The organism is Desmonostoc vinosum (assembly GCF_059505385.1).
Genome location: NZ_JCACKM010000018.1, coordinates 52355 through 61864, shown reverse-complemented (window position 1 = coordinate 61864; position 9510 = coordinate 52355). Strand labels below are relative to the sequence as shown.

Annotated in this window: 5 protein-coding genes; 2 read left to right on the top strand and 3 right to left on the bottom strand. The window is 42.7% G+C overall.

The annotated features are described in order from the left end of the window. Positions 1-76: 76 nt before the first annotated feature. On the bottom strand, positions 77-2983 hold the full coding sequence (locus AC5JMF_RS02135; protein ID WP_495794076.1) for a GAF domain-containing protein: 2907 nt from the start codon (positions 2981-2983) through the stop codon (positions 77-79). Positions 2984-3734: 751 nt separating this feature from the next. Here AC5JMF_RS02135 and AC5JMF_RS02130 point away from each other — a divergent pair. Further along, positions 3735-5201 (top strand): efflux RND transporter periplasmic adaptor subunit, encoded by a 1467-nt coding sequence (locus AC5JMF_RS02130; RefSeq protein WP_495794075.1) that lies wholly within the window; start codon positions 3735-3737, stop codon positions 5199-5201. A gap of 27 nt (positions 5202-5228) precedes the next feature. After that, positions 5229-6446: an ABC transporter permease gene (locus AC5JMF_RS02125; RefSeq protein ID WP_495794074.1), complete on the top strand. Its 1218-nt coding sequence runs from the start codon at positions 5229-5231 to the stop codon at positions 6444-6446. Positions 6447-6545: 99 nt separating this feature from the next. Here the strand turns inward: AC5JMF_RS02125 and AC5JMF_RS02120 are convergent, their stop codons facing one another. Beyond that, entirely contained in the window at positions 6546-6896 is a 351-nt protein-coding gene (locus tag AC5JMF_RS02120) for a DUF433 domain-containing protein (RefSeq protein ID WP_495794073.1), read from the bottom strand. Positions 6897-7118: 222 nt separating this feature from the next. Continuing rightward, positions 7119-9278 (bottom strand): Tex family protein, encoded by a 2160-nt coding sequence (locus tag AC5JMF_RS02115; protein ID WP_495794072.1) that lies wholly within the window; start codon positions 9276-9278, stop codon positions 7119-7121. Positions 9279-9510: the final 232 nt, after the last annotated feature.

Sequence of the window (9510 nt, the reverse complement as noted above, 5' to 3'; positions counted from 1 at the left end):
TTTAGTCCGTTTCAACGGACTTTTGCTATTAGGCAGAGACTTGAGTCTCTGACGTTTAAGTATTTTTGCAAGAAGTCTAATCAATATGATTAATCACGCTCACCATCTGAGAGAGTTTTCGAGAAAGGTCGTCTAAGTGTTTAACTTTCTCGGTTGCTTCCATAACTGTTTCTCGAATCGCATAAATACTACCTAAAATTTGATTTATAGACTCATACCCATCTTGGATTGCTGGACTTAGTTGTTGACCTGGAAGTTGTATTTGTTGAGATTCCAGGGTTTTTACAGCATAATCAGCTAACTCACAAATTTGATTGTAAGTAGCTTCTACAGCCTCGGTGCGGCTGATTGTTTCTGTAGAAAGGCTTTGGAAAACTGTTTCGCCATCTTTTAATAGTTCTGATACCTGACGCTGGAGTGCTTGTTTTTGTTGCAGTTGTTTACGTGAGGCAAGTTCAGCAGCTTGGTATGCTTGGTCAACCTGGTCTAGGAGTCTAGTATGATCCAAAGCAAATCCTACTTGTACAGCTATTTGAGCAAATAGATTAATCTCAGGCTGTTGCCACTCACGGAAAGAAGAACACTGATGAGCAATTAATAAACCAAATAACTGGTCGTCTTTGAGAATTGGTGCTACCAAATTGGCTTTAACTGCATAGGTTTCGAGTTGATTAATGTGGCAATCGGTTAATCCAGTTTCATATATGTTGTTAACAGCTTGCACGCGACCAGCTTGATACTTCTCAACATAGCCTTCAACGAAGCATGGGTCTCTAATTTCGGCACGCAACACTTTTGGGTAAATTGGCACAACTGATTCTGCAATGACAGTCCCGTACCAATTAGCGTCAAAGCTATAAATAATCACTCTGTCAGTACTGATTGCTTTACGAACTTCTTCGACTGTGGTTTTGAGAACTTCGTCTTCGTTAAGTGATTTGCGAATGTCGTAAGTAATATCTGCAAGTAGCTGAATTCGTATACCTTCGGTATCGATGCGTTGCAGGAGTCTAGCATGGTCGAGAGCAAATCCTACTTGCATGGCTATCTGAGCAAATAAATCAATCTCAGGCTGTTGCCACTCACGGGGGCCAGAACACTGATGGGCAATCAATAAGCCAAATAACTGCTCGTCTTTGAGAATTGGTGCTACCAAATTGGCTTTGACTGCATAGTTTTCGAGTTGATTAATGTGGCAATCGGTTAATCCAATTTCATATATGTTGTTAACAGCTTGCACGCGACCAGCTTGATACTTCTCAACATAGCCTTCAACGAAGCATGGGTCTCTGATTTCGGCACGCAACACTTTTGGGTAAATTGGCACAACTGATTCTGCAATTACAGTCCCGTACCAATTAGCATCAAAGCTATAGACTATTACTCGGTCAGCGCTTAGTACTTTACGAACCTCATCAACTGTGGTTTTGAGGACATCCTCTTCGTTGAGTGATTTGCGAATATCGTGGGTAATGTCTACAAGCATCTGACTACGGATACTCTCGGTATTGATGCGTTGCAGGAGTCTGGCATGGTCGAGAGCAAATCCTACTTGCATGGCTACCTGAGCAAATAAATCAATCTCAGGTTGTTCCCAATTGCGGGGGGTGGCACACTGATGGGCAATTAATAAGCCAAATAACTGCTCGTCTTTGAGAATTGGTGCTACCAAATTGGCTTTGACAGCAAAAGTTTCGAGTTGATTAATGTGGCAATCGGTCAATCCCGCTTCATAAATATTATTTACGGCTTGCACGCGGCCAGCTTGGTATTTTTCGACATAGCCTTCAGCAAAGCATGTGTCTTTAATTTCGGCCCGTAATACTTTTGGGTAAATTGGAATCACTGATTCTGCGATTACAGTCCCGTACCAATTAGCGTCAAAACTATAGACTATTACTCGGTCAGCACTTATGGCTTTGCGAACTTCTTTGACAGTGTTTTTGAGGACATCCTCTTCATTAAGTGATTTACGAATGCAACGGGTTATATCTATAAATACTTCAGCTCTATCTGCTTTTGTATCGGCCTGTTCTAGAAGTTTGGCATAGTGGAGAGCAAATCCCACTTGCAAAACTATTTGGGCGAATAAATCAATCTCTGACTGCTGCCAGAAACGGAGTCTAGAACATTGGTGGGCAACTAATAAACCGAATAGCTGATCGCCTTTGATAATGGGTGCAACTAAACTAGATTTGACAGTAAATTGTTCTAATAATTCAACTTGATAATCAGTAAGATCGGCTTGGTAAATATCATCGATCGCACGAATAAAACCGTTTTGATATTTATCTATATACCCGGCTTCAAAACCGGGATTCAAGACTTTCACCCACAACATTTTCGCCAACCCAGGCACAACCGATTCTTCAATAAAAGTGCCATTCCAATTGGAATTAAAGCGAAAGATGGTGACGCGATCAATTCCTAAAGCTTTGCGAACCTCTTCAACAGTAGTTTTGAAGACATCTTGTTCATTAAATGATTCTCGTATCCAACGAGTAACTTTCATCAATAGTTGTGAGTATTCGGTTTCGGCTTCTTTTCCCCATAGCAAACTCGACAGCCGGTCTTTGATGGAATTGATATTTGTCTCTAGTACAGCTAATTCATCTGGGCTGGCAATGATAGTCTGGGGAAGCTCGTGTTCTAGGCTGAGTGTATTCACAATAGTAGTAGAAATTTCCGCAGAGTTGAGAACTCGACGAATAACCCGATGGGCTACAAAAGTAGCGATCGCACCTGATAAAATTGCAATTACACCCGTTCCAACGAATAAAAGCGATAGTTGCCTTTGGATAGCAAGTTCAGTTTCTTGTGAACTTCTAGCATCCTCTTGTCCAACTTGAGGAATTTGTTTGCTAACTGACTCAATAGCATAGTATGAGGTTGCTGTTCCCACCACTAATACAGGCAGTACGCTAACAGCAAGCGCCCAAGTTATTGCCTTAGCTTTTAAACTCCATTGAGAAGATTGATTCATAAATAAAGTTTTGGCGTACTAAAATTAAAAATAGAATCGAACGATTAACCAATTTTACACAAAAAACTGCCTAATTTGAGGATTTTACAGCATTTTTACTTTTGTAAAAAATTTTCCCATATTCACATATTTATTGCAAATCAAAATCGAAAAATAATTGATTGAAAATTGTCGCAGTCATTGCTATGTCTGTTTGAGCAAGACAGCCAACCACCGAAAAATGCCACAACCAAATATGAAAAAGGTTTCTTTCCCTACTCGCTAAGCTGTTCCATATATAACTTGCATAATTAGGGCGGGCAAGATGCCCACCCCACAAGAGTTTTATTTAATTTGATTATGTAATTTAGATGTTTTTTAGCTTACTTCCTTTTTCAAACTAGTCGCTCACATGATAAATCACGCAACGAGGGCATGAAAATCCCTCTTCTGTTGCCCTTAGTCCCTCATTCTTGACCCCCATTTTCAAGATAGCAATCCAAAGTCACCCATTTAGGTGAAGGCATACGAAAATACTACAAGATAATATGAAGGAAAATTAAGCAATTATACAACTAGTTCTTTGTATAGTTAAGAGCGTATTCATTGAGACATTAATCTTGACCGAAAACGGCAACAGTTTAAGCAAATTTACTTATAAAAAACAAAGATAATGTATTTCGAGTTCTCCCCTTACTGTTATTGACACTAACTCTTTGTTTGCGTCTCACCCCAGGCTACTGCCATACAGCATATTCACAGGCATATATAAATGGCTACTCCCATAGAAATACCTATGATTGGCAAAAAAATTAAGTACCCATTCCGCTGGCTGATGGGACTGATAGCAGCAGGTGCTTTGGTTGTGGGAACAACGACAACTTACACGTTGGTAAATCAAAGTAAGAGTAAACAAGATATTGCCGAGTTAACAGTCCCAGTGGCATCGCAAAATATTACCCTGCTGATTACAGCTAGTGGTAAGGTGGTGCCGATTCAAAGCGTCAATGTCAGTCCCAAAAATCCTGGAACTTTGTCCCAATTATATGTAGAGCAGGGCGATCGCATCAAGCAAGGACAAATCATCGCCCGTATGGATAGCGCCAGCATTGAAGCCCAAATCCGTCAATATACTGCTAGCCTAGCCCAAAACCAAGCACAACTGGCAGAAGCTTTAGCAGGTAATCGTCCCCAAGAAATTACCCAAGCCAAGGCGCGGTTAGCACAAGCACAAGCCCAATTAGCACAAGCTCGTACAGGTAATCGTCCCCAAGAAATAGCCCAAGCACAAGCCCAAGTGGACGCAGCGCAAGCGAGGGTAAATTACACAACTGAACAGGTAAAGCGTTACCAATACCTAGTTCAACAAGGAGCTGAGAAAAAACAATTACTAGATCAAGCCATCAGTGATGACAAAAGTGCTAAAGCTAGTTTAGAGGAAGCGAAAAAACGATTGTCATTGCAGCAAATTGGGACTCGTAGCGAGGAAATTGCTCAACGAGAAGCCGCAGTCACCGAAGCACGAGCAGCCTTAGTATTGTTAGAGGTGGGTACTCGTCCTGAAGAAATCGCTCAGCGTCGAGCTGCTGTAGCAGCAGCTCAGGCGCAGTTAAAAGGCGTGCAAGTACAGCTAGAAGATACAATTATCCGCGCTCCCTTTTCGGGAATTGTGACGCAAAAGTACGCCAACGTAGGGGCGTTTGTCACTCCCACAACATCCGCTTCTGCGACTGCATCGGCAACTTCTAGTTCTATTGTCGCCGTAGCACGGGGTTTAGAAGTGGAAGCAAATGTTCCAGAAGCTGATATTGGCAGAATTAAAGGAGGGCAACAAGTAGAAATTGCCGCAGATGCCTATCCAGACCAAGTTTTTAAAGGTCATGTCCGGTTAATTGCTCCCGAAGCAGTCCTAGAACAGGGTGTGACATCCTTTAAAGTGCGAGTTACTCTTGATAACGGTACAAATAAACTGCTCTCTGGCTTAAATGTGGATTTAACATTTTTAGGCGATCGCGTCAATAATGCCTTAGTCTTGCCAACTGTTGCCATCGTCACCGAAAAAGGTCAAACAGGCGTACTTATACCAGATAAAAACAATCAACCCCAGTTCCGTGAAGTCACAATCGGAGCGCAAATTAAAGACCAAACGCAGATTTTAGGGGGAGTGAAACAAGGCGATCGCGTGTTTATCAATCCACCAAAAGAATACACAATCCAAAAGGCAAATAAAAGGGAGTAGGGAATAGCCAACAGGGAACAGAGAATAATGAATTTTTTAGAAAGCATTAATATGGCAGGCAAAACCCTGCTGTCGAATAAGTTGCGTAGCGCCCTGACGATGCTGGGTATTGTGATTGGCAATGCCTCAGTGATTGCAATGATTGGTATTGGCGAAGGAGGACAGAAGTATGTTTCTCAACAACTAGAGTCGCTAGGGCCAAACGTGTTATTTGTAATTCCAGGTAATCGCGAAACTCAGCGGATTTCTCTAGACTTGCCCAAAACACTTGTTTTAGAAGATGCGGAAGCGATCGCTACTCAAGTACCAACGGTAGCAGCAGTGACTGCGGAATTAAACAGCAGGCAGATTGTTACTTACCGCAACAGAAACACCGATATTAATATCATTGGCACAACTCCTAGTTTTTTGAAAGTGCGAGACTTTGAAATAGCCAAGGGACGGTTTTTTACCGATATAGATATGAAACGCAGCAATCAAGTTGTGGTACTGGGTGCAAAATTGGCAGAAAGATTCTTTGGTAATAGTAACCCCATAGGTCAGCAGTTACGCATTAAAGATACTAGCTTTCAAATTATCGGTGTATTAGTATCCAAAGGCTCAAATCTGGGTGTTGATTATGATGATGCCGCACTATTACCTGTTGTTACAGCCGCAAACCGCATTGTTGGGCGAACATCTCCCTACGGACTAGAGCTAACTTACATCGTTGCCTCAGCCAAGAACGCCGATAGTGTGGATGCAGCCCAGTTTCAAATAACGAATTTGCTCCGCCTGCGACACAAAATTATTGGTGAAGATGATTTCACTATCAATACTCAAAAAGATGCATTGCAAACCGTCGGTCAAATCACCAGTGCATTAACAATTATGTTAGCAGCGATCGCAGGCATTTCTTTATTTGTCGGCGGTATCGGCATCATGAATATTATGCTAGTTTCTGTCACCGAACGCACCCAAGAAATTGGGCTAAGAAAAGCTATTGGGGCAACCGAGCAAGATATTTTGTTACAGTTCATCATTGAAGCGGTGATCGTCTCAGCTGCCGGTGGTTTAGTGGGGACTGCGGTTGGTGTCAGTGGCATCATGTTAGTAGCAGCCTTAACCCCTTTAGAAGCGAGTATCTCTCCATTGGCAATTGCGATCGCAGTTGGTGTTTCAGGCGGGATTGGTTTATTCTTTGGCGTCGTTCCCGCACGCCGCGCCGCCAAACTCGATCCAATTGTCGCTTTAAGGAGTGCTTAAATAATTCGTAATTCGTAATTCGTAATGACGCGACGCTCCTGTGTCGCTATCGAGGACTCCCGTCTCAATTGGCGTGCATATTCAGGGTCAACGTTCTCGTCAAACAGATATTTGAGGCTCATGCGAGGCGATCTCTACTTTCTGTTGCGCCTTCAACTGTTGAAATCGGAGTCTGGCCGGCGAAGGGTTTTGGCGCTGTTCTGCCCGCATCCGTTCGCCAAACTCAATCCAATCGGTCAGATACTGCCCCACCACTTCTCGATTGTGCAGGTAGTAGAGGATTGTGGCGTAGACCTGCTCCAGCGACAACGATGGGTAGATCTGGGCAATCTCTTCAGCCGTGCGAGCGCGATAGATGTACTCGTAAAGAATACTCTCAATTCCAATTCGGGTTCCTTTGAGTCGGATGTCATCGAGTGAAAGCACATTGAAATATTCTTCCAGTTGCATACAGTACGACCCCTTGCACAAATATCACACCTTAATCATAGAAGACTTGTGGGGACTCTACCATGAACGCTAAACAACTTCGTAACCTCGTTTTCCCGATCCACCGCTATTTGGGTTTAGGGGACTTCCGCGACACGTTAAATCTTGCAGGGGCATAGAAACTACTCCAACTGACATATTTAGCCCTATTATCAACGATAGCCCCTGCTTAGAGGCTGTTGATTATTGCTTAACTGCTTTCATCGACAAACTAATCCGTTTCAATTTCTCATTAACTTCCAATACGCGCACTTTCACAACTTGTCCCACTTTGACAACTTTCTTGGGATCATCGACAAACCTATCAGCCAGTTGGGAAATATGCACTAAACCATCCTGATGCACGCCAATATCGACAAACGCACCAAAGTTGGCAACGTTGGTAATCATTCCCTCTAGTTCCATTCCCACCTGTAAATCGGTAATTTCCTTAATCCCCTCTTTAAAGGTGGCATACTTAAACTCAGCTCTTGGATCTCTACCTGGTTTTTCCAGTTCGCTGAGGATGTCGCGCAATGTCGGTTCACCAACGGTATCGGTAACGTATTTCTTCAAGTTGGTTTTTTGGAGTTTTTCGGCAATCTGTGTCACCTGATTCAATGGTACGCACACCTCAGAAGCGATCGCTTCCACTACAGAGTAACTTTCTGGATGCACAGCAGTGTTATCCAAAGGATTTTCACCACCGCGAATTCTTAAGAAACCCGCTGCTTGTTCAAAGGCTTTCGGCCCCAATTTGGCAACTTTCAACAGTTGACGACGATTTTTAAAGGCTCCATGCTGGTTACGATAAGCAACAATGTTATTGGCAACCGTTGGCGTAATCCCAGAAACAAAAGTTAACAATTCTTTAGAAGCTGTATTTAAATCGACACCGACATAGTTAACGCAGCTTTCTACCGTTTCATCCAATTTCTTTTTCAACAACTTCTGATCGACATCGTGCTGATATTGTCCTACGCCAATCGATTTGGGATCGATTTTCACCAATTCCGCCAAGGGATCTTGCAATCGGCGACCGATGCTAATAGCGCCGCGCACGGTAATATCTAAATCGGGAAACTCTTCGAGGGCAACTTTGCTAGCAGAATATATAGATGCACCCGACTCATTCACCATTACCTTAATTGGTTGGCGATCGCTTTGTTGCAGAACTTCCAAAACAAACTCATCTGTTTCGCGAGAGGCTGTACCGTTACCAATCGCAATTAATTCAATTTTGTACTTTTCCAACAAATTTTTGAGCGTTTGGGCTGCTTTGAGGCGTTGTTCAGCCGCTTGGTGAGGAAACACCGCTTGGTATTCCAAAAATTTACCTGTTTGATCAAGTACAGCAACCTTGCACCCAGTTCTAAAACCAGGATCTATCGCCAGGGTTGGTTTCATCCCGGCTGGTGCAGACAGCAACAACTCCCGCAGATTTGCTTCAAATGTCTTAATAGATTCAACATCTGCATAGGCTTTCTTTTCTGAAATTACCTCCCCCATTAGAGATACTTTCATTAAACGGTTGAATGCATCTTTCAGCATTGCTTGGTAAAAGTCACGAATTTCCTGAATCTTGGTTTTAATTTCAACAGATGCTAAATATCCCAGCACGACATCCTCATCGAAGGCAATTTCATAACTTAGTACCCCTTCAGCTTCACCCCGACACAACGCCAACATGTTATGAGGTGCGATATTTTCTACTTTGACTTGATAGTTACGGTACATCTCAAATTTGGTTGTACCTTCGGGATGATCATTTTTAATCCGAGAAATGAATACTCCTGCCTCTACAAAATATTCACGCAGATATAGGCGTAAATCGGCCTTTTCTGCCACTTCTTCCGCTAAGATGTCGGCTGCACCCTTCAGCGCCTCTTCAGGTGTTTTTACTGCTTTTTCTGAGGAAACGTACTTCGCCGCTACCTCTGGAAGTGAGGCGGATAGAGGATTTTTGACATTTAAAGATTTGATCAACTCCGCTAGCGGTTCTAGTCCTTTCTCTCTGGCGATGGTGGCGCGAGTCCGGCGTTTGGGACGATAGGGTAAGTATAAATCCTCAAGTTCGGTCTTTTGTAAACAGGATGTGAGTTTTGCTTTGAGTTCATCCGTGAGTTTACCTTGTTCGGCGATCGCATTTAAAATCACCGATTTTCGTTCTTCCAACTCAGTTAAGTAAGTATATCGATCAGCTAAATCACGCAGCTGAACTTCATTCATTTCACCAGTGCGTTCTTTACGGTAACGGGCAATGAAGGGAATAGTTGCACCCTCCGCCAAAAGTTCCAGCGAATTTTGCACCTGATAAGGCTTAAGGTCTAGCTCAGTTGCCAGTAATTGAGGAATGTTCAGCATCGGGTGTTTTAGTTGAAAAAGTTATTCCTTGAGGTACTATACTAGCTCGTTCTTTTAATGCCAGCCTAGTATACTAGGCTAATTTGCCAGATGCTTACGTAACATAGAAAATCTATAATTATTTTGATAAAGTATTGTTAAGCAAACCTGCTTAGATGTAAAATTAACCACAATTCCAAAAATCATTTGAATTTACTTTATAACCCCTCCGGTTCTTGGTTTAGAGGTTACG

What these genes read in the sequence shown, in the direction of transcription:
- AC5JMF_RS02125 (WP_495794074.1), top strand. Translation starts at nt 5,229, where the DNA reads ATGAATTTTTTAGAAAGCATTAATATGGCAGGCAAAACCCTGCTGTCG.
- AC5JMF_RS02130 (WP_495794075.1), top strand. Translation starts at nt 3,735, where the DNA reads ATGGCTACTCCCATAGAAATACCTATGATTGGCAAAAAAATTAAGTAC.
- AC5JMF_RS02115 (WP_495794072.1), bottom strand. Translation starts at nt 9,278, where the DNA reads ATGCTGAACATTCCTCAATTACTGGCAACTGAGCTAGACCTTAAGCCT.
- AC5JMF_RS02120 (WP_495794073.1), bottom strand. Translation starts at nt 6,896, where the DNA reads ATGCAACTGGAAGAATATTTCAATGTGCTTTCACTCGATGACATCCGA.
- AC5JMF_RS02135 (WP_495794076.1), bottom strand. Translation starts at nt 2,983, where the DNA reads ATGAATCAATCTTCTCAATGGAGTTTAAAAGCTAAGGCAATAACTTGG.